At 73.9% G+C, this 17,990-nt stretch carries 18 protein-coding genes; 12 read left to right on the forward strand and 6 right to left on the reverse strand.

The features are described 5' to 3' along the window. Positions 1-10 precede the first annotated feature (10 nt). Positions 11-580, reverse strand: a complete 570-nt coding sequence (locus ACQKM2_RS15040; RefSeq protein WP_427709789.1) for a hypothetical protein — start codon at positions 578-580, stop codon at positions 11-13. 172 nt (positions 581-752) lie between these two features. On the opposite strand from ACQKM2_RS15040, the gene ACQKM2_RS15045 reads away from it, so the two are divergent. Further along, positions 753-1,412 carry a methyltransferase domain-containing protein gene (locus tag ACQKM2_RS15045; protein ID WP_427709791.1) on the forward strand — a complete coding sequence of 220 codons (660 nt, stop codon included), beginning with the start codon at positions 753-755 and terminating at the stop codon, positions 1,410-1,412. A gap of 132 nt (positions 1,413-1,544) precedes the next feature. Continuing rightward, the gene (locus ACQKM2_RS15050) at positions 1,545-2,969 is read left to right on the forward strand and encodes a serine/threonine-protein kinase (RefSeq protein ID WP_427709793.1); all 1,425 of its coding nucleotides are present in this window, start codon (positions 1,545-1,547) and stop codon (positions 2,967-2,969) included. 30 nt (positions 2,970-2,999) lie between these two features. On the opposite strand, the gene ACQKM2_RS15055 is transcribed toward ACQKM2_RS15050, so the two are convergent. Further along, positions 3,000-3,425: a GNAT family N-acetyltransferase gene (locus tag ACQKM2_RS15055; RefSeq protein WP_427709795.1), complete on the reverse strand. Its 426-nt coding sequence runs from the start codon at positions 3,423-3,425 to the stop codon at positions 3,000-3,002. A 211-nt stretch (positions 3,426-3,636) separates the two neighbouring features. Here ACQKM2_RS15055 and ACQKM2_RS15060 point away from each other — a divergent pair, with 211 nt between their 5' ends. The 5 genes from ACQKM2_RS15060 to mug all read left to right on the forward strand — a co-directional run bounded on the left by ACQKM2_RS15060 (position 3,637) and on the right by mug (position 8,868). After that, the gene (locus tag ACQKM2_RS15060; RefSeq protein WP_427709797.1) at positions 3,637-4,977 is read left to right on the forward strand and encodes a hemolysin family protein; all 1,341 of its coding nucleotides are present in this window, start codon (positions 3,637-3,639) and stop codon (positions 4,975-4,977) included. Further along, a complete protein-coding gene (locus ACQKM2_RS15065; RefSeq protein ID WP_427709799.1) occupies positions 4,974-5,993 on the forward strand; it encodes a hemolysin family protein in 1,020 nt (339 codons plus the stop codon). Before ACQKM2_RS15060 ends, ACQKM2_RS15065 begins: the two co-directional genes overlap by 4 nt. Positions 5,994-6,038: 45 nt before the next feature. After that, the gene (locus ACQKM2_RS15070; protein WP_427709801.1) at positions 6,039-6,821 is read left to right on the forward strand and encodes an SGNH/GDSL hydrolase family protein; all 783 of its coding nucleotides are present in this window, start codon (positions 6,039-6,041) and stop codon (positions 6,819-6,821) included. 71 nt (positions 6,822-6,892) lie between these two features. Then, on the forward strand, positions 6,893-8,326 hold the full coding sequence (gene purB, locus ACQKM2_RS15075; RefSeq protein ID WP_427709803.1) for an adenylosuccinate lyase: 1,434 nt from the start codon (positions 6,893-6,895) through the stop codon (positions 8,324-8,326). Continuing rightward, positions 8,323-8,868 (forward strand): G/U mismatch-specific DNA glycosylase, encoded by a 546-nt coding sequence (mug, locus tag ACQKM2_RS15080; RefSeq protein ID WP_427709934.1) that lies wholly within the window; start codon positions 8,323-8,325, stop codon positions 8,866-8,868. The genes purB and mug overlap by 4 nt, the downstream gene beginning before the upstream one ends. A 13-nt stretch (positions 8,869-8,881) precedes the next feature. Here the strand turns inward: mug and ACQKM2_RS15085 are convergent, their stop codons facing one another. From ACQKM2_RS15085 to ACQKM2_RS15095, 3 genes are read right to left on the reverse strand one after another with little or no spacing between them, the layout of a single operon-like run. Then, positions 8,882-9,319 carry a hypothetical protein gene (locus ACQKM2_RS15085; RefSeq protein ID WP_427709805.1) on the reverse strand — a complete coding sequence of 146 codons (438 nt, stop codon included), beginning with the start codon at positions 9,317-9,319 and terminating at the stop codon, positions 8,882-8,884. A gap of 40 nt (positions 9,320-9,359) precedes the next feature. Next, positions 9,360-10,127: an ABC transporter permease gene (locus tag ACQKM2_RS15090; protein ID WP_427709807.1), complete on the reverse strand. Its 768-nt coding sequence runs from the start codon at positions 10,125-10,127 to the stop codon at positions 9,360-9,362. Positions 10,128-10,132: 5 nt separating this feature from the next. Further along, a complete protein-coding gene (locus tag ACQKM2_RS15095) occupies positions 10,133-11,047 on the reverse strand; it encodes an ATP-binding cassette domain-containing protein (protein ID WP_427709808.1) in 915 nt (304 codons plus the stop codon). A gap of 109 nt (positions 11,048-11,156) precedes the next feature. Here ACQKM2_RS15095 and ACQKM2_RS15100 point away from each other — a divergent pair, with 109 nt between their 5' ends. The 3 genes from ACQKM2_RS15100 to ACQKM2_RS15110 all read left to right on the forward strand — a co-directional run bounded on the left by ACQKM2_RS15100 (position 11,157) and on the right by ACQKM2_RS15110 (position 14,242). Then, positions 11,157-12,332, forward strand: coding sequence for a sensor histidine kinase (locus ACQKM2_RS15100; protein ID WP_427709810.1), 1,176 nt, complete (start codon positions 11,157-11,159; stop codon positions 12,330-12,332). Between the two features lie 4 nt (positions 12,333-12,336). Next, on the forward strand, positions 12,337-12,987 hold the full coding sequence (locus ACQKM2_RS15105) for a response regulator (protein ID WP_125596758.1): 651 nt from the start codon (positions 12,337-12,339) through the stop codon (positions 12,985-12,987). 100 nt (positions 12,988-13,087) lie between these two features. Next, a complete protein-coding gene (locus tag ACQKM2_RS15110; protein WP_427709813.1) occupies positions 13,088-14,242 on the forward strand; it encodes an ROK family transcriptional regulator in 1,155 nt (384 codons plus the stop codon). A gap of 78 nt (positions 14,243-14,320) precedes the next feature. Here ACQKM2_RS15110 and ACQKM2_RS15115 read toward each other — a convergent pair whose 3' ends face one another. Beyond that, entirely contained in the window at positions 14,321-15,073 is a 753-nt protein-coding gene (locus ACQKM2_RS15115; RefSeq protein ID WP_125815450.1) for a GntR family transcriptional regulator, read from the reverse strand. Between the two features lie 334 nt (positions 15,074-15,407). Between ACQKM2_RS15115 and ACQKM2_RS15120 the strand changes: the two genes are divergently transcribed. Continuing rightward, positions 15,408-16,283, forward strand: a complete 876-nt coding sequence (locus tag ACQKM2_RS15120; RefSeq protein ID WP_427709814.1) for an alpha/beta fold hydrolase — start codon at positions 15,408-15,410, stop codon at positions 16,281-16,283. A 99-nt stretch (positions 16,284-16,382) separates the two neighbouring features. Beyond that, a complete protein-coding gene (locus tag ACQKM2_RS15125) occupies positions 16,383-17,981 on the forward strand; it encodes an alkaline phosphatase D family protein (protein ID WP_427709816.1) in 1,599 nt (532 codons plus the stop codon). The last annotated feature ends 9 nt before the right edge of the window (positions 17,982-17,990 follow it).

Genomic DNA, 17,990 nt, shown 5'->3' on the forward strand with positions numbered 1-17,990 from the left:
CGGCGGCGGGTCAGTGGCCCCCCGCCGGCTCCTTGCAGCCGCCCTCCACGTACACCCCGTGCGCCTCGACCCGGGCGGGGTCCGCGGCCCGCCCCGACACACAGGGGCCCGTGCCGGGCAGCATCAGCGCGAAGCCCGGTCCCTGGGCGGGGTTCCCCTCGTACACGTCACCGCTGCCGACGGGGTAGCCGAGGCCGCGCAGCAGCCCGGTCAGCTCGGCCGGGTTCGCCGCGGGTGCGGAGGCCAGCTTCGCCCTGATCCGGGCCGCGTGGGCCTCCCCTCGGCAGCGGGCGGCAGGGCCCAGCTCCGTCTGCTGCCGGTAGGCGTGGTTCTCGGCGTACTTGCGCGACTCCGGATCCGCCGGCGTGCCCCCGGTGGCGGCGGCCGTCGGCGAGGCGGGGGCCGTGGCGGTGGCACAGCGCGCGGCGACCTCCGCGAGGAACGCGGCGTTCGGATCGGCCGCGGGCGCCTGGGCCCGGGGCGCCGGCGCCGGGGCGGAATCGCAGCCGGCGAGCAGGAGGGCCGCGGCGGCGAGCAGCGCGGCGGCCGCGCCCCGGACGGCTGTCGTACGGGATGTCAAGGTTCCGCTCTCCTCCTGTGCGCGGCCCCAAGTGCGGTGGCCGGAGAGCCGATTATCGCTTCCGTCGCCCGAACGGAGCCGGTTTCGGGGCGGGCCCGGGTGGGGAACAGCCCCGAAGGGCACGCGCAGCCGTGTCGTCCGTCCGCCGCCCGTCCGCGCCCGGAGGCCCGCCATGCCCAGCCCCGTCCCCGATCCGGTCCACCACCCGTACTTCGCCCGGTTCTACGCCCGCGCCAGCACCGCCGCCGAAACCCGCGCCGGCATCGGCGCCCTGCGCCGGGAGCTCCTGGAGGGCGTCTCCGGGCGGGTCGTCGAGATCGGCGCGGGCAACGGCCTGAACTTCGCCCACTACCCCGCCGCCGTGTCCGAGGTGGTCGCCATCGAGCCGGAGCGCACCCTGCGCCGGCTCGCCGCGGCCGCCGCGCTGCGCGCCGAGGTGCCGGTGGACCTCGTACCGGGTGTCGCCGAGGCGCTCCCGGTCAAGAGCGAGGCCTTCGACGTCGCGGTCGCCTCGCTGGTGCTGTGCACCGTACGCAACCTGCCGCGCGCCCTCGCCGAACTGCACCGGGTGCTGCGCCCGGGCGCCGAACTCCGGTTCCTGGAGCACGGGCTGGCTCCCGGCCCGGGGATGGCCGGCGTCCAGCGGGCACTCGACCGGACGGTGTGGCCCCGCCTGTTCGGCGGCTGCCACACGGCGCGCGACCCGCTCGCCGCGATCGAGGCGGCCGGATTCCGGATCACCTCGCACCGCTCCTTCCGCCTGCCCGAGCGCGGCCCGGCGCTCCCCACGTCGTACTGCGTCATCGGCTCGGCCCGCCGCCTGGACGACTGAACCGCCGGACCGTTCCCGTACCCCTTCCGGCGGACCGGCAGTCAGACGCCCCCGGCAGGCACCACAATCGAGCCGGGGCCGCGCGGTCCGGCGCGGCCCGGGGTCGTGTCAGGAGTGGAGCGGAGGGGGAGCGTGGCACACGAGGCGCAGCCGGGACAGCTGGTCAACCACCGGTACCGGCTGGTCCGGGCCCTTGGGGCCGGCGGGATGGGGCGGGTCTGGAAGGCGCACGACGTACAGCTCGACACCTACGTGGCCGTCAAGGAGCTGCTCCTGCCCTCGGGGCCCTCGGCCCCCGACCCGGCGGACCGTCTGGAGCGCGCCCTGCGGGAGGCCCGCAGCGCGGCCAGACTGCGCGATCACCCGAACGTGGTCACGGTCCACGACGTCACCCTCGTGGGCGGGGTGCCGTGGATCGTGATGGAGCTCGTCAGCGGCTCGACGCTGCAGGAACGCCTGCGGGTGGAGCACCGGCTGCCGGTGGAGGAGGTCGCGCAGGTGGCGTCGGCGCTGCTGAAGGCGCTCGGCGCGGCGCACGCGGAGGGCATCGTCCACCGCGACGTCAAGCCGGCCAACGTGATGCTGACCGAGGACGACCGGATCCTGCTGGCCGACTTCGGGATCGCCCTCAACGAGGCGGACGACGGCCTGACGGGGACCGGTGTGGTCATCGGTTCGATGCCGTACCTCTCGCCGGAGCGCGCCCGGGGCGAGAAGGGCGGCGCCCCGGGTGACCTGTTCTCCCTCGGGACGACCCTGTACGAGGCCGTCGAGGGCGTGTCGCCGTTCAAGCGGGAGACCAAGGTCGGCTCGCAGTACGCGGTCGTGCACGAGGCCGTCCCGCCGCCGCGGCACGCGGGCCGCCTGGAGCCGCTGATCATGGGGCTGCTGGAGAGGGACCCGGACGCGCGGCTGACGGTGGCCGGCGCCATGGAGCTGCTCGCGCCGGTCGTGCCGCCGAAGCCCGCCTTCCCTCCTTCCGCTCCGGAGGCCGCGCCGACCACGCCGAGGCCGGTACCGGAGCCGGAGCCGGAGCCGGAGCCGCGGCCCGCGGCCGCGTCGGGGGGCCGTGCCGCCGCAGCGCTCCCCTCCCGGCGCCGCGCCTCCGCCGGGAGGACGCCCGGCCCCCGCTACACGCCGCCCCGGCAGGCGCCGCCACCGCGCAGGGCCCTGCGCGGCGTGGTCCTGTTCGCGGTGGCGGCGGTCCTGGTGGCCGGGGGCTCGTACGGCGGCTACCAGTGGACCCGGACTCAGTACTTCGTCGGCGTGAACGACGGGCACGTCGCGGTGTTCCGGGGCATCAGCCAGAAGCTGGGCGGCACGCCCCTGTGGGAGCTGGAGACCGATCACCCCGAGATCGAGCTGCGGTACCTGCCGGTGTACCAGCGCAAGCAGGTGGAGGCGACGATCACGGCCGACGGTCTCGACGAGGCGCGGGCCCGGGCGGCGCAGCTCGGCCTCCAGGCCTCGGCCTGTGCCAAGAACGCCGGGGAGAACGGGGAGGACTCCGTCCTCACGGAGGAGGAACGGAACCTGACGGCCCAGTGCGAGAAATGAGTTCACCCGGTCGGCCGTCCGGGGTGCGGTTCAGCCCGCGAGCGGCTTGACCCAGCGGGTCCAGATGTCCTCGGGGCCGTAGCCGGCCGCCCGCCACGCCCCGTGCGCCTGCCCGTTCCCGTCGAGCACCATCGCGTCGGCGCGCCGGCCGCCCAGCGCCGCGAACCGCTCTTCGGCGGCCGCCAGCAGCGCGGAGCCGATGCCCTGCCGGCGGTGGCCGGGGTGCACGGCGAGCCGGTAGAGGTGGCAGCGCCAGCCGTCGAAGCCCGCGATCACGGTGCCGACGAGCTCGCCGTCGCGCCGGGCGAGCAGCAGGGCCTCGGGGTCGCGCGCGTGCATCCGTTCGACTCCGGCCAGGTCGTCGCTGATGCTCGCGCCCTTGGCGGCGCCCTTCCAGAACTCCAGGACGGCGGGCAGGTCAGGGGGCGAAGCGGGGCCGATGTGAAGATCGTTCATTCCCGGATCCCACCATCCGCGGCCGCTCGCCCAAAAGGATGAGCCATTCCCTTTGCCTTTCCTTTACCATGTGGTGAACGGTTTCCCCGATCCACGACGAAAGGTGTGAGCGTCCGCCCATGGGCGAGCCTCCCAGTCACCGACATCCCGGCACGCGACATCGCGCGGCCCCCCTCCTCCTGACCGAACATGGGACGGAGGTGAACGATCGATGACCGAGGTACTCCTGCTCATCGTGGCGCTGCTGCTCTGTCTCGCCTGTGGAGTGTTCGTCGCCGCCGAGTTCTCGCTGACGACCGTCGAGCGCAGCGAGCTCGAACGGGCCGTCGAGCGCGGCGAGCGCGGGGCGGACAGCGCCCTGGCCGCGGTCCGCAGCCTCACCTTCCAGCTCTCCGGAGCACAGCTCGGCATCACCGTGACCGGCCTGGTCATCGGCATGATCTCCAAGCCCTCGATCGCGGCCCTGCTCACGGGCCCGTTCCAGGACATGGGCCTGTCGGCCGGCGCCGCGTCCTCCACCGCCCTGGTCCTCGGCACCGCCCTGTCGACGGTGGTCCTGATGGTCGTCGGCGAACTGGTCCCCAAGAACTGGGCGATCTCCTCGCCGCTGGCGATCGCCAAACGCGTGGCGACCATGCAGCGGGTCTTCTCGCGCGCCTTCAGGCCGCTGATCAGCCACCTGAACACCACCGCCAACCACATGGTCCGGCGCATGGGCATGGAGCCCGCCGAGGAGCTGGCCTCCGCCCGCAGCCCGCAGGAGCTGGTGGCGCTGGCCCGGCACTCCGCCAAGGCCGGCGCGCTGGAGAAGGACACCGCCGAGCTGTTCGTGCGGACCCTGAACCTCGCCGACCTGATCGCGGAGAACGTGATGACCCCGCGCGTCCAGGTCACGGCCCTCGACGTGCACACCACCGCCGAGGACGTGGCCAACGCGACCATGGCCACCGGGCTGTCGCGCTTCCCCGTCTACCGGGGCAGCCTCGACACCGTGGTCGGCATCGTCCACATCAAGGACGTACTGGCCCTGCCCGCCGCCGAGCGGCACCGCCATCCGGTGTCCGGGCTGCTGCGCGAGCCGCTCCTGGTACCGGAGTCGCTGACCGTGGACCGGCTGCTGGACCGGCTGTCGGGCAGGCAGACGATGGCCGTGGTGATCGACGAGTACGGCGGCACGGCCGGAGTGGCCACGCTGGAGGACATCGTCGAGGAGGTCGTCGGCGAGGTGCGCGACGAGCACGACCCGCACGAGACCCCCGACCTGGCCCCGGCCGGCACGGACGAGGCGGGCCGGGCCCTGTACTCGGCCGACGGCGCCGCGCGCACCGACCAGCTCCGGCGGATCGGCCTGCGGGTGCCCGAGGGACCGTACGAGACCCTGGCCGGGCTGATAGCCACCGAGCTGGGCCGGATCCCGGCCGTCGGCGACCGCCTGGAGCTGGACGGCTGGCGCCTGGACGTGGTCGACGCCAGTGGGCGCCGGGCCGCCCGCGTGCTCCTGCACGAACCGGACGGACCCGTCGGCGACGAGACCGGGGAGGAGACCCGATGACCGCGATCCAGCTGCTGATCGGCTTGGCGACGCTGGTCGTCAACGCCTTCTTCGTCGGCGCGGAGTTCGCGCTGATCTCCGTCCGGCGCAGCCAGATCGAGCCGTACGCCGAGCAGGGCGACCGGCGGGCCCGCGCGGTGCTGTGGGGCCTGGAGCACGTGTCGGCCCTGATGGCGGCGGCGCAGCTCGGCATCACCCTGTGCACCCTGGTGCTCGGCGTGGTGGCCGAGCCGGCCATCGCGCATCTGCTGAGCCCGCTGCTCGACGCGGTCGGGGTGCCGTCCGGAGTGACGCACGCGATCTCCTTCGTGATCGCCCTGGCGCTGGCCACGTACCTGCACATGCTGTTCGGCGAGATGGTCCCGAAGAACGTGGCGCTGGCCGAGCCGGTGCGCACCGCTCTGGCGCTGGGGCCGCCGCTGGTCGCCCTGACCCGCGGGCTCAGGCCGGTGATCTTCACGGTGAACGCCTTCGCCAACACCCTGCTGCGGCTGCTGCGGGTGGACGTGAAGGACGAGGTCGCGGCGACGTTCTCGGACGACGAGCTGGCCCGGATGGTGAAGGACTCCAGTGACGCCGGGCTCATCGACGACCGGGCGAGCGAGCGGCTGCACGACGCCCTCGAACTGGGCCGGCGCCCCGTCACGGACGTGGCGCTGCCCGTGGACCGGGTCGTCACGGCCCGGCAGGGCATCACCGCGGCCGCTCTGGAGGCGCTGTCCGCCGAGTCGGGGTACTCCCGCTTCCCGGTGGTCGACGCCCGGCAGCGGATCCTGGGGTACCTGCACGTCAAGGACGCCCTGGACGTGCTGGAACGGGACGAGCCCTTCCCGCAGTCCGCGCTGCGCCCGATCGCGCAGGTACGGGCGGAGACCCCGCTGGACGACGTGCTGACCGCCATGCGGCGCAGCCGTACGCACCTGGCAGCGGTCCTCGGGGCGGACGGGGCCCTCGCCGGGCTGGTGACGATGGAGGACGTGCTGCGCGAGCTGTTCGGCCGGCCCGCCTCCGCCTAGAGGGCCTGGGAAGGAAGCCGTACCGCGCGGTAGCATCGCTCCGCCATGGAGATGAATGCGTCGTACACCAGTTTTGTCGCGGTCGGGGACTCCTTCACCGAGGGGATGTCCGACCTGCTGCCGGACGGCTCCTACCGGGGCTGGGCCGACCTGCTGGCCGCCCGGCTCGCCGCGCGCGAGCCGGGCTTCCGCTACGCGAACCTCGCGGTGCGCGGCAAGCTGATCGGCCAGATCGCCGAGGACCAGGCCCCTGCCGCCGCCGCGATGGGCGCGGACGTGGTGACCCTGGTGGGCGGGCTCAACGACGCGCTGCGCCCCAAGGTGGACATGGGCCGGGTCCGGGCGCACCTGGAGGGCGCGGTGGAGCTCCTCGCCCCGTCGTGCAAGCACCTGGTGCTGATGCGCTCGCCCGGCCGGGACGGCCCGGTGATGGAGCGCTTCCGGCCGCGCATGGAGGAGCTCTTCGGCATCCTCGAAGGACTCGCCGCACGGCACGGGGCGCTGCTGGTGGACCTGTACGGGGCGCCCGTCCTCGGGGACCCGCGGCTGTGGGACGTGGACCGGCTGCACCTGACCCCGGAGGGTCACCGCAGGGTGGCCGAGGCCGTCTGGCAGACTCTGGGCCTGCCGGCCGAGGAGGACTGGCGGGCGCCGCTGCCTCCCGCCACCGCGCCGGGCTGGCCCGTGCGCCGGGCCGAGGACCTGCGTTTCGCCCGGCAGCACCTGCTCCCCTGGATCGGGCGCCGGCTGACGGGCCGCTCCTCGGGGGACGGCCGCCCCGCGAAGCGGCCGGAGCTGCTGCCGTACGGGACCCCGCCGCTCTCGTAGCAACCCACAATCCCGAGGGCTGCCCCTACCTGCGTAAACGCACAGCCGCGGCCCAAGTAGAATCCCTACACGTGACTGCCAAGCCCCGCATCCCCAATGTCCTGGCCGGCCGCTACGCCTCCGCGGAGCTCGCCGTCCTGTGGTCCCCCGAGTACAAGGTCACGCTGGAGCGGCGGCTGTGGCTCGCCGTGCTGCGCGCCCAGAAGGACCTCGGCATCGAGGTCCCCGACGCCGCCCTCGCCGACTACGAGCGCGTCCTGGAGACCGTCGACCTCGCCTCCATCGCCGAGCGCGAGAAGGTCACCCGGCACGACGTGAAGGCCCGGATCGAGGAGTTCAACGCCCTCGCCGGCCACGAGCACGTCCACAAGGGCATGACCTCCCGCGACCTCACCGAGAACGTCGAGCAGCTGCAGATCCGGCTCTCGCTGGAGCTGGTGCGCGACCGCACGGTCGCCGTCCTGGCCCGCCTCGGCAAGCTCGCCGGCGAGCACGCCGAGCTGGTCATGGCCGGCCGCTCCCACAACGTGGCCGCGCAGGCGACCACGCTGGGCAAGCGTTTCGCGACCGCCGCCGACGAGCTGCTCGTCGCCTACGACCGCCTGGAGAACCTCCTCCAGCGCTACCCGCTGCGCGGGATCAAGGGCCCGGTCGGCACCGCCCAGGACATGCTGGACCTGCTGGGCGGCGACGCCTCCAAGCTGGCCGACCTGGAGCAGCGGATCGCCACCCACCTCGGCTTCGCCCAGGCGTTCACCTCGGTCGGCCAGGTCTACCCGCGCTCGCTGGACTACGACGTGGTCTCGGCCCTGGTCCAGCTGGCCGCCGCCCCCTCCTCGATCGCGAAGACGATCCGCCTGATGGCCGGCCACGAGCTGGTCACCGAGGGCTTCAAGCCCGGCCAGGTCGGCTCCTCCGCGATGCCGCACAAGATGAACACCCGCTCCTGCGAGCGCGTGAACGGCCTCATGGTCATCCTGCGCGGCTACGCCTCGATGACGGCCGAGCTGGCCGGCGACCAGTGGAACGAGGGCGACGTCTCCTGCTCCGTCGTCCGCCGGGTGGCCCTGCCCGACGCGTTCTTCGCCTTCGACGGCCTGCTGGAGACCTTCCTGACGGTCCTCGACGAGTTCGGCGCCTTCCCGGCCGTCGTGGCCCGCGAGCTGGACCGCTACCTGCCGTTCCTCGCCACCACCAAGGTGCTGATGGGCGCGGTGCGGGCCGGTGTGGGCCGCGAGGCCGCGCACGAGGTCATCAAGGAGCACGCCGTGGCCTCCGCTCTGGCCATGCGCGAGCAGGGCGCCGAGCGCAACGAGCTGCTGGACAAGCTGGCGGCCGACGAGCGGATGCCGCTGGACCGTGCGCAGCTGGACGCCCTCATGGCCGACAAGCTCTCCTTCACGGGTGCCGCGGGTGACCAGGTCGCCGCCGTGGTCTCCCGTATCGAGGCCGTAGCCAAGGAGCACCCGGAGGCCGCCGGTTACGCTCCGGGGTCGATCCTCTGACCCCCGACGAGCTCGAAGCCGCCCGCGGCCGCGTCCTCCCGGACGTGGTCGCGGGCGGTCTGCGTGTGCTGTTCTGCGGGATCAATCCGGGTCTCCTCTCCGCCGCGACGGGCCACCACTTCGCCCGCCCCGGCAACCGTTTCTGGCCGGTCCTGCACCTGTCGGGCTTCACCCCCCGCAGGCTCGCCCCCGAGGAGCAGCAAGAGCTGCTGTCCTACCGCCTGGGCATCACCAACGTCGTCGCCCGGGCCACCGCCCGCGCCGACGAGCTGAGCGCCGAGGAGTTCCGCGAGGGCGGCCGGATCCTGACGGCCAAGGTGGAGCGGCTGCGCCCCCAGTGGCTCGCCGTGGTCGGCGTCACCGCGTACCGCACGGCCTTCGGGGAGCGGAAGGCCCGGATCGGCCCCCAGGAGCGCACCATCGGCGCCACCCGCATCTGGGCCCTGCCCAACCCCAGCGGCCTGAACGCCCACTGGACCGCCGAGTCCATGGCCGAGGAATACGCCCGCCTGCGCCTGGCCGCGGAATCCGACGGCTCCTGACTCCCGCCGCCGGCTACGGCGGGTCGACGACGGTGACCCCTGCCGTCAGCATGAAGGGGAACTCCCTGTCCCACTGGGTCACGCAGACCACCAGCCACCGGTCCCCGACCCGCCACAGGTGCACGTGGTCGGTGGTGTTGCACAGCTCGTCCCACGGCTCCGGTATCTCCTCCCCGTCGAACCCCCGGTCCAGCAGCGACGCCAGGGCGAACACCTGCGGCGGCCCCCACCGGTCGGTCACGGCCTGGGTGAGCGCGGCGTACTCGGCGCTGATCTGCTCCTCGGCCTCCTCCCAGCCGGAGCCGTCGTCGTCCCAGAAGTCGCGCGTCCGGCTGAGCTGCACCAGGTGGTGACCCGGGCCCGCGCTCTGTTCGCCGGACACGACCGGGCCGGGCGGGAATGCCAGTGTCCGCAGCCGGTCGATCGTGTCGAGATGGTCTGCCGTGGTCATGCCGTCAGTATCGGGCGGAGCACTGACAACTGGCCCGGTGTCACGCGTCGCGGCGCCGCACGGCCAGCCAGCCCGCGGCCAGGGCCGCGAGGGCCCACAGCCCGGCCACCGCGAGACCGCTCCAGGGCCCCAGCGACCCGTCCGCCTGCGCCCTCATCACCATCTGGCCCGCCCGGTCCGGCATGAACTGCATGGCCCCGCCCACGACCTGGCCCACCACGAAGGGCACGATCAGCAGGAAGGGTATGAGCAGGCTCATCACCAGGGCGCCGCTGCGCACCAGCGCGGTGAGACCGGCCGACAGCAAGGCGATCAGCGTCAGGTAGACGCCGCTGCCGAAGACGGCGCGCACCGTCCCGGGGTCGCCGAGGGAGAGGGCGTCGTCCCCCATGAACGCCTGCCCGGCGACGAAGGTGACGAGGCCGGTGAACTGTCCGACGACGAAGGCGAGGCCGGCCACGGCGGCGGCCTTGGACAGGTACAGGCGGGTCCTGTTGGGCACGGCGGTGAGCGAGACCCTCAGCGCGCCGGGCCGGAACTCGTCGGCGAAGGCGGTCGCGCCGAAGGCGATGGCCGCTATCTGACCGAAGTTGATTCCGAAGAACGCCCCGAGCAGGCGGTCCTCGCCCATGGCTCCGGGCTCGGAGGTGCCGATGGCGGCGGCGGTGAGGACGGTGACGCCCGCGGTGGCGGCGAAAACGGCCACCAGCGATCCGAGGACCGCGCGGGCGGACCGTATCTTGATCCATTCCGAGTGCAGGACGGGGGCGGTGGGCAGGGCGGCGGCGGTCACGGCGGTGGCTCCCATCGGGTTCAGGCGGCGGTGGCGGAGTAGGGGGTGCGGTCGGCGGTGAGTTCCAGGTAGGCCTGCTCCAGTGAGGCCCGCTCGTCGGAGAGTTCGAGTACGGCGATGCCCTCCCGGGCGGCGAGGGCCCCGATCCGTTCGGCCTGTACGCCGTCGACGGTCCAGCGCCCGTCCTCGGCGGCGGCCATGTGCAGGCCCTCGCGGGCCAGGGCGGCCGCCAGCCGGTCCGGGTCGGCGGTCCGCAGCCGCACCCTCGGGGTGCTGCGGGCGTCGATGAACTCCCGGAGCGGGGTGTCGGCGAGCAGTCTGCCCTGCCCGAGGACGACGAGGTGGTCCACGAAAGAGGCGGACTCGGCCATCAGGTGGCTGGAGACGAAGACCGTCCGCCCCTCGGCGGCGAGGCTTCGCATCAGCTCGCGGATCCAGATGATCCCTTCCGGGTCGAGGCCGTTGGTCGGCTCGTCCAGCAGCAGGACCGCCGGGTCGCCCAGCAGGGCGGCGGCTATGCCCAGGCGCTGGCGCATGCCGAGTGAGAAGGTGCCGGTCCGACGGCGGGCGACCGCCGCGATGCCGGCCTGTTCGAGGACCTCGTCCACCCGGGCCGCCGGGATGCCGTTGGCGACGGCGAGCGCGAGGAGGTGGTCCCGGGCCCTGCGCCCGGCGCGGGGCGCCTGCGGATCGAGCAGGGCGCCCACCTCGCGCAGCGGGTCGCGCAGGTCGGTGAACCGGCGCCCGGCGATGACGGCGCTGCCGGTGGTGGGCCGGTCCAGGCCCAGGATCAGGCGCATGGTGGTGGACTTGCCGGCGCCGTTGGGCCCCAGGAACCCGGTGACCCTGCCCGGCAGGACGTCGAAGGTGAGGTGGTCCACGACCCGTCGGGTGCCGTGGTCCTTGGTCAGTTCGCGGATCTCGATGCGGTTCATGGCTCAAGATTCGCCGTCCGCCCCGGCCACCTCCCTCCCCCGTGCGAGGGTGCCCTCTCCCCCACGTGGGGGAGACGGCACCGACCCGTCCGCTGCCACGATGGGGGGCATGATCCGACTGCTCCGTGCCCCGTTCCGGCCGGTGACGTACTCGCGCTGGCTGCACCTGTGCGTCCCGGTGCTGCTGCTCGCCCTGTGGATGTTCATCAACCCGCGCGCCCCGTGGATGCCGCTGCTCATCGTCATACCGTTCGGCTTCGTGCCGTGGGTGCGGCTGGCCGAGGGGCTCCAGGCGCGGTTCCTGCTCACTCCGCAGGACCGGGGCGATGAGGACGGCCTCATCGGCAGTGCCCCGTCGGCGCGTTGGGCGGACCGGTGGCGGACGGTGCTGTGGCTGGAGATACGCCTCGTCGTCGCCGGTGCGGCCATGTTCGCCACGGTGTGGCTGCCGGTCCAGGCCATCGAGCTGATCACGATCGCCCTCGGGCACCCTCTCGGCTCGGACCTCGCCGTGCCGTTCGCCCCGTCGCGCTGGGCGGCGGCCCTCCTCGTGCCGGTGCCGCTCCTCCTGCTCGTCCTGATCGTGGTCCTGCTCGGCGAGCTGATCACCACCATCGCCCGGCTCCTCCTGGGGCCGTCTGCCGCCGAGCGGCTGACCGCGCTGGAGGCGCGGACGGAGCAGCTGCTGGAGCGGACCCGGATCGCGCGCGAGCTGCACGACTCCATCGGGCACGCCCTGACGGTGGCGGTCATCCAGGCGGGTGCCGCGCGGGCCGCCGGAGATCCCGAGTTCACCGACCGCGCGCTGAGCGCGATCGAGGAGACCGGCCGGGCCGCGCTGGAGGATCTGGAGCGGGTCCTGCTGGTGCTGCGGGAGTCCGCGCAGCCGCCGTCGCAGCGGCCGACCCTGATGGAGGCGGACCGGCTGCTGGAGTCGGCCCGCGCCTCGGGGGCGGAGGTCGACGCCCGGCTGACGGGTCCGCTGGAGAAGTTGCCCGGACCGGTCACCCGTGAGGGGTACCGGATCCTGCAGGAGGCGCTCACCAACGTGCTGCGCCACTGCGGTCCCGTTCCCGTCCGGGTTCGGGTGGACATGGCCGCGGGCCGGCTGGAACTGGAGGTGACGAACCCGCTGCCTGATCGTCCTTCCGTCACGAGGGGCGGCGGGAGCGGTCTGCGGGGCATGAGGGAGCGGGCGGCGCTGCTCGGCGGCGAGGCCGAAACCGGGCTCCACGAGGGTGGTTGGCGGGTGTGCGCGCGGCTTCCGCTGGAGCGAATACCCTGACCGGATGCCGGTTACCGTACTGCTCGTCGACGACGAACCCCTGGTGCGCGCGGGTCTGCGTGCCGTCCTGGAGGCCCAGCCCGACATCGAGGTGGTGGGCGAGGCGGCGGACGGGGCGTCCGTCATCCCGCTCGTGCGGCAGTTGCGGCCGGACGTGGTGGCGATGGACGTACGGATGCCGCTGCTCGACGGGATCGAGGCGACCAGGGCGGTCCTGCGGTCGGTGGACTCCCCTCCGAAGATCCTCGTGGTCACCACCTTCGAGAACGACGAGTACGTGTACCAGGCGCTGCGCGCCGGAGCCGACGGCTTCCTGCTGAAGCGGGCCCGCCCCTCGGAGATCGTGCACGCGGTGCGGCTCGTGGCCGAGGGCGAGACCCTGCTCTTCCCCGCGGCCGTGCGGGCCCTCGCCGCCGAGTACGGGAACCGGGAGGCCCGCGCGGTCCTGGAGCGGGCCGCGCTGACGGAACGGGAGGAGGCGGTGCTGCGGCTCATGGCCCGGGGGCTGACCAACGTGGAGATCGCCCGCGAGCTGATCGTCGGGACGGAGACGGTGAAGTCCCACGTGAGCGCGGTCCTCGGCAAGCTGGGGGCGCGCGACCGGACCCAGGCGGTGATCGCGGCGTACGAGTCCGGCTTCGTCTCGCCGGCCTGAGACGAGGGCCGGTTCCGGCCGGCGGGGGGCCGCTTCTCGCCGCCGCGCCGGGGGCGCAGTACGATCCGCCTGACAAGGTCGTTAGCTGGGAGGACACACGTTGGGGCAGCTGACCGGCGGGGATCCCTCTCTGCTCCGGCGCATCAATTCGGCCGTGGTGCTTCGCGCGCTGCGGGCGGCCGGATCGCCCACCCTCACCGATCTCACACGGGTGACCGGGCTCTCCCGGCCGACCGTCGAGGGGGTCGTGGAGGGGCTGATCGGCACCGGCCTGGTGGTCGAGGCGGTCGCCGAGGAAGGCGCCCGCCGCCAAGGCCGGCCGGCGCGGAGGTTCCGTTTCCGCGCCGAGGCGGGTCACCTGCTCGGCATCGAGATCGGCTCGCACCGGATCGCGGTGCTGCTGTCCGGGCTCGACGGCCGGGTCATCGGGGCCGGCACCAAGGACGTCTCGGAGACCGCTTCGGCCGATGAGCGCCTGGAACGCGTCAGGACGGCGGTCGCCGAACTGCTGCGCCGGGCCGGGATCCCCCGCGACTCGCTGCGCGCGGTCGGTGTCGGCAGCCCCGGCATCGTCGAGGCGGACGGGACGGTCCGCCTGGGCACGGCCCTGCCGGGCTGGACGGGACTGCCGCTCGGCGAGCGGCTGCGGCGCTCCTTCCGCTGCCCGGTCCAGGTGGAGAACGACGCCAACGCGGCGGCGCTGGCCGAGCACTGGAAGGGCGCGGCGCGCGACATCGACGACATGGTGTTCGTGATGGCCGGGCTCAGCCCGGGCGCCGGTTCGCTGATCGGCGGCAGGCTGCACCGGGGCTTCGGCGGGGCGGCGGGCGAGATCGGCGCGCTGCACCTGCTGGGCCGGGAGGCCACCCCGGAGCGGCTGCTGTCGACGACGGGCGAGCCCCTGCACCCGCTGGACGAGCCGGCGGTCGCCGAGGTGTTCGCGATGGCCAAGCGGGGCGACGAGCGGGCGGTGGCCGCGGTGGACCGGTTCCTGCAGCGGCTGGTGCACGACGTGGCGGCGCTGGTGCTGGCGATGGACCCGGAGCTGGTGGTCGTGGGCGGCTGGGCGGCCGGACTGGACGGGGTCCTGGAGCCCCTGCGCCGGGAGCTGGAGCGCTACTGCCTGCGCCCGCCCCGGGTGGCGCTGTCCATGCTCGGCGAGGCCGCCGTGGCGACGGGCGCCCTGCGGCTGGCCCTGGGCCACGTGGAGGAAGAGCTCTTCGCGGTGGAGCGGACGGTCACCGCCCGCCGCTGACCCTGCGGGGGCGGCGGCGCGGCCGGGTACGGAGAACCCCGGGGCCCGTGGGGCGCCCGGGGTCCGTGTGCGGGGCGGTCAGGAGGCGGCGCGGGTCTCGGTGATCTCCACGCCCGAGTCGCCGAAGGTCAGGCGGCAGGTGTCGGCGCGGTACGTGGCCACCGAGACGGCGGCGGTGCCGGCGGCGGTGAAGTAGCGGGTGGTCACGAGGAGCACGGGAGCGCCGGGCAGCCGGTCCAGCTCCTTGGCGTCGTCGGCCCGGGCGGAGCCCAGCTCGACCGAGCGGTCCTGCCCTTCCAGGGGGAGCCGCTGGAGCTCCCGCATGACGGCGCGGGCCCGGGCGGGGCCGGCGGGGGCGTCGATGGCGGAGAGCCCGGGCACCGAGGCGGCGGGCACGTACAGCAGCTCGGCGGCGACGGCCTGGCCCTGCGTGACGCGGGTCCGGCGCACGGTGTGCACGGGCTCGTCGGCGGCGGTCCCGAGGACCCCCAGGACGGCGGCGGCGGGGACGGTCTCGACCGCGTCGACGGCCTCCCAGCCGTCGGCGCCCTCGCCGGGCCAGCCCTGCTGCGCGCTGCCGACGGCGACGCCCACGCGCGGCGGGGCCACGGTGGTGCCGACGCCGCGGCGGCGCTGCAGGCGGCCTTCGAGTTCGAGCTGCTCCAGGGCCTGCCGCAGGGTGGCGCGGGCGACTCCGAAGCGCGCGGCGAGCTCACGCTCGTTCGGCAGGACCTCGCCGACCGCGAAGTCCTGGTCCAGCGCGTCGCTGAGCACGGTCTTCAGGTGCCAGTACTTCGGCTCCGGCACCGATTCGAGCTGCGTCGTCCCCACCCTGACTCCTCCTGCAATCGCCGCTGTCACCGTGTCCGGCATCGCCGTGTTCCAGCGGCTGTTTCGCGCCGCAGTTCCGCGCCCTTGTTTATTAAAGGTTCCTGCACTATCCGCGACGATAGGACGGCGCACCCCCTTGGTCAAGACCAATCCTCGCCGCTTTGCCGGGCAGATCGGGCATATGTAGCAACCCGTTCACAGGATGTTCTCGCTCGGCACCTGCTCGTCGCGCGGACTTCGCAAAGGCTTGTAGCCGGACGCTACTCGACGGTAATCATGGACGCAGTCGTTACTGACGGCCTGTCTCATACGCGTCCACCCGACGAGGAGCAGCATGACCGCCACGGTCTCCTTCACGATCGATTCGCCGCTGGGCCCCCGCACCGCCACCGTCGCCTACGAGCGCAAGGGCGCCGGCGAACCGCTTCTCCTGCTGCACGGCATCGGCCACCACCTCCAGGCCTGGCATCCGGTGACCCAGGTCCTGGCCGCCGACCACGACGTCATCGCCGTCGACCTGCCCGGCTTCGGCGCCTCCGGACCCCTGCCCGCGGGCGTCCCCTACGACCTCGCCACCGTCACCCCGGCCCTCGGCGCGCTCTGCGCGGCGCTCGGCGTCGAGCGCCCGCACGTCGCGGGCAACTCCCTGGGCGGGCTGCTCGCCCTGAACATGGGGCGCACCGGCCTCGCCCGCTCGGTCACCGCCCTCTCCCCCGCCGGGTTCTGGTCGGAGCCCGAGCGGCGCTACGCCTTCACCGCGCTGCGCGCCCTGCGCGCCGGGGCCAGGGCGCTGCCCCTGCCGGCCCTGGACCGGCTCTCGCGCAGCGGACCCGGCCGTGCCGCCCTCACCGGCGCCATCTACGCCCGCCCCGCCCACCGCGCCCCGGAGGCGGTGGTGGCCGAGACCCTCGCCCTGCGGGAGGCCGCCGGCTTCGAGGAGACCCTGGCGGCGGGCGGCTCCGTACGCTTCACCCACGACGTGCCCGGCATCCCCGTCACGATCGCCTGGGGCACCCGGGACCGGCTGCTGCTGCGCCGCCAGGGCGTGCGGGCCAAGCACACCGTCCCCGGGGCGCGGCTGGTGCGGCTCCCGGGCTGCGGCCACGTGCCGATGAACGACGACCCGGCGCTGGTGGCGCGCGTCATCCGGGACACGGCGAAGGCGCAGCGGGACGACAGGGGCGCCGGCACGCCGCACATGACCGGCTGACGGCTGTTCATCCACGGTTCGCGTGGGCGACGCGGTCGGTCCCGTGTGCGAAGGCACACTGGTCCGGCCCGCCCCCGCCGGCCCCTGGAGACGCACCCCATGGCACCGATGCCGCACACCCGCCGGACCCTGCTCGGCGGTTCCCTGGCCGTCCCGCTGGGCCTGGCCCTGTCCACCGCGCTGGCCTCCCCCGCCCTGGCCTCCCCCCGCAGGGCCGCCGCCTTCGTCCGATCCGGCCGCCCGGCAGCGCTGTGGGGCACCCAGTCGGGAGAGGTCACCTCCCACTCGGCCGCCGTCTGGACCCGCTCCGACCGTCCCGCCCGGATGTACGTGGAGACCTCGCCGAGCGAGTCGTTCCGCTACGGCGTCCGCCGCCACGGCGGCCCCTTCCTCGGCCCCGCCACCGACCACACCGGCACCACGACCCTGCGGGACCTGCCGCCCGGCCAGCGCATCCACTACCGGGTCGTGCTCACCGATCCCGACGACCCCCGCCGCTCCGGCGAGCCGGTGCACGGCAGCTTCCGCACCACTCCCGCCTCCCGCCGCCACGACGTGCGCTTCCTGTGGTCCGGGGACCTGGCGGGCCAGGGCTGGGGCATCAACCCGGAACTGGGCGGCTACCGCGTCTTCGACGAGATGCGGCTGCGCGACCCCGACTTCTTCCTCTTCAGCGGGGACACGATCTACGCGGACGGGCCGATCAAGGCCGCCGTGCCGCTGCCCGACGGCCGCGTCTGGCACAACGTCACCACCGAGGAGAAGTCCAAGGTCGCCGAGACCCTGGACGAGTTCCGCGGGAACTTCCGGTACAACCTGCTGGACCGCAACCTGCGGGACTTCTACGCCCAGGTCCCCGTGGTCGCCCAGTGGGACGACCACGAGGTGCGCAACAACTGGTACCCCGGGCAGCTGCTCGACGACCCCCGCTACACCGTCAAGGACGTCGACACCCTCGCCGCCCGCGCCCGCCAGGCCTTCGGCGAGTACTTCCCGGTCACGGACCTGCGCGGCGGGCGCACCGAGGGGCGGATGTACCGGGTGCTGCGGCACGGCCCGCTGCTGGACGTGTTCGTGCTGGACATGCGGACGTACCGGAACGCCAACTCCCCCGGCCGCCAGAGCGAGGACCGGGTCGGCATCCTCGGTGCCGAGCAGCTGGCCTGGCTGAAGCGGGAGCTCTCGCGCTCCCGCGCCACCTGGAAGGTGATCGCCGCGGACATGCCGCTCGGCATCGTCGTCCCCGACGGCGCGGTGGACTTCGAGGCGGTGGCCCAGGGCGACCCCGGGGCGCCGCTGGGGCGCGAGCTCCAGATCGCCGAACTCCTGCGGCACATCAAGCACCAGCACATCACGGGCACCCTCTGGCTCACCGCCGACGTCCACTACACCGCCGCCAACCACTACGCGCCCGAGCGCGCGGCCTTCTCCGACTTCGCGCCCTTCTGGGAGTTCGTGTCGGGGCCGATCGGCGCCGGCGGCTTCCCGGCGGGCCGGCTCGACGCGACCTTCGGCCCGAAGACGGAGTTCGTCCAGTCGGCGCCGGTCGCCAACATGTCCCCGGCGGAGAACCCCCCGTACTACGGCGAGGTCGAGATCGACGGCGGCAGCGGGGAGCTGACCGTCCGGCTGCGCCGCCAGGGAGGCGGCGTACTCTTCACCCGGGTCCTGCAGCCGGGCCGCGTCGGTCAGTCCTGACCCGTGCCC

The organism is Streptomyces sp. NPDC004126, assembly GCF_050275515.1.
Classification (GTDB): Bacteria; Actinomycetota; Actinomycetes; order Streptomycetales; family Streptomycetaceae; genus Streptomyces.

Coding starts and splice junctions, on each gene's coding strand:
- ACQKM2_RS15105 (WP_125596758.1), top strand. CDS start 12,337: ATGCCGGTTACCGTACTGCTCGTCGACGACGAACCCCTGGTGCGCGCG.
- ACQKM2_RS15125 (WP_427709816.1), top strand. CDS start 16,383: ATGGCACCGATGCCGCACACCCGCCGGACCCTGCTCGGCGGTTCCCTG.
- ACQKM2_RS15045 (WP_427709791.1), top strand. CDS start 753: ATGCCCAGCCCCGTCCCCGATCCGGTCCACCACCCGTACTTCGCCCGG.
- ACQKM2_RS15100 (WP_427709810.1), top strand. CDS start 11,157: ATGATCCGACTGCTCCGTGCCCCGTTCCGGCCGGTGACGTACTCGCGC.
- ACQKM2_RS15060 (WP_427709797.1), top strand. CDS start 3,637: ATGACCGAGGTACTCCTGCTCATCGTGGCGCTGCTGCTCTGTCTCGCC.
- ACQKM2_RS15095 (WP_427709808.1), bottom strand. CDS start 11,047: ATGAACCGCATCGAGATCCGCGAACTGACCAAGGACCACGGCACCCGA.
- ACQKM2_RS15070 (WP_427709801.1), top strand. CDS start 6,039: ATGGAGATGAATGCGTCGTACACCAGTTTTGTCGCGGTCGGGGACTCC.
- ACQKM2_RS15085 (WP_427709805.1), bottom strand. CDS start 9,319: ATGACCACGGCAGACCATCTCGACACGATCGACCGGCTGCGGACACTG.
- ACQKM2_RS15065 (WP_427709799.1), top strand. CDS start 4,974: ATGACCGCGATCCAGCTGCTGATCGGCTTGGCGACGCTGGTCGTCAAC.
- ACQKM2_RS15090 (WP_427709807.1), bottom strand. CDS start 10,127: ATGGGAGCCACCGCCGTGACCGCCGCCGCCCTGCCCACCGCCCCCGTC.
- ACQKM2_RS15120 (WP_427709814.1), top strand. CDS start 15,408: ATGACCGCCACGGTCTCCTTCACGATCGATTCGCCGCTGGGCCCCCGC.
- ACQKM2_RS15055 (WP_427709795.1), bottom strand. CDS start 3,425: ATGAACGATCTTCACATCGGCCCCGCTTCGCCCCCTGACCTGCCCGCC.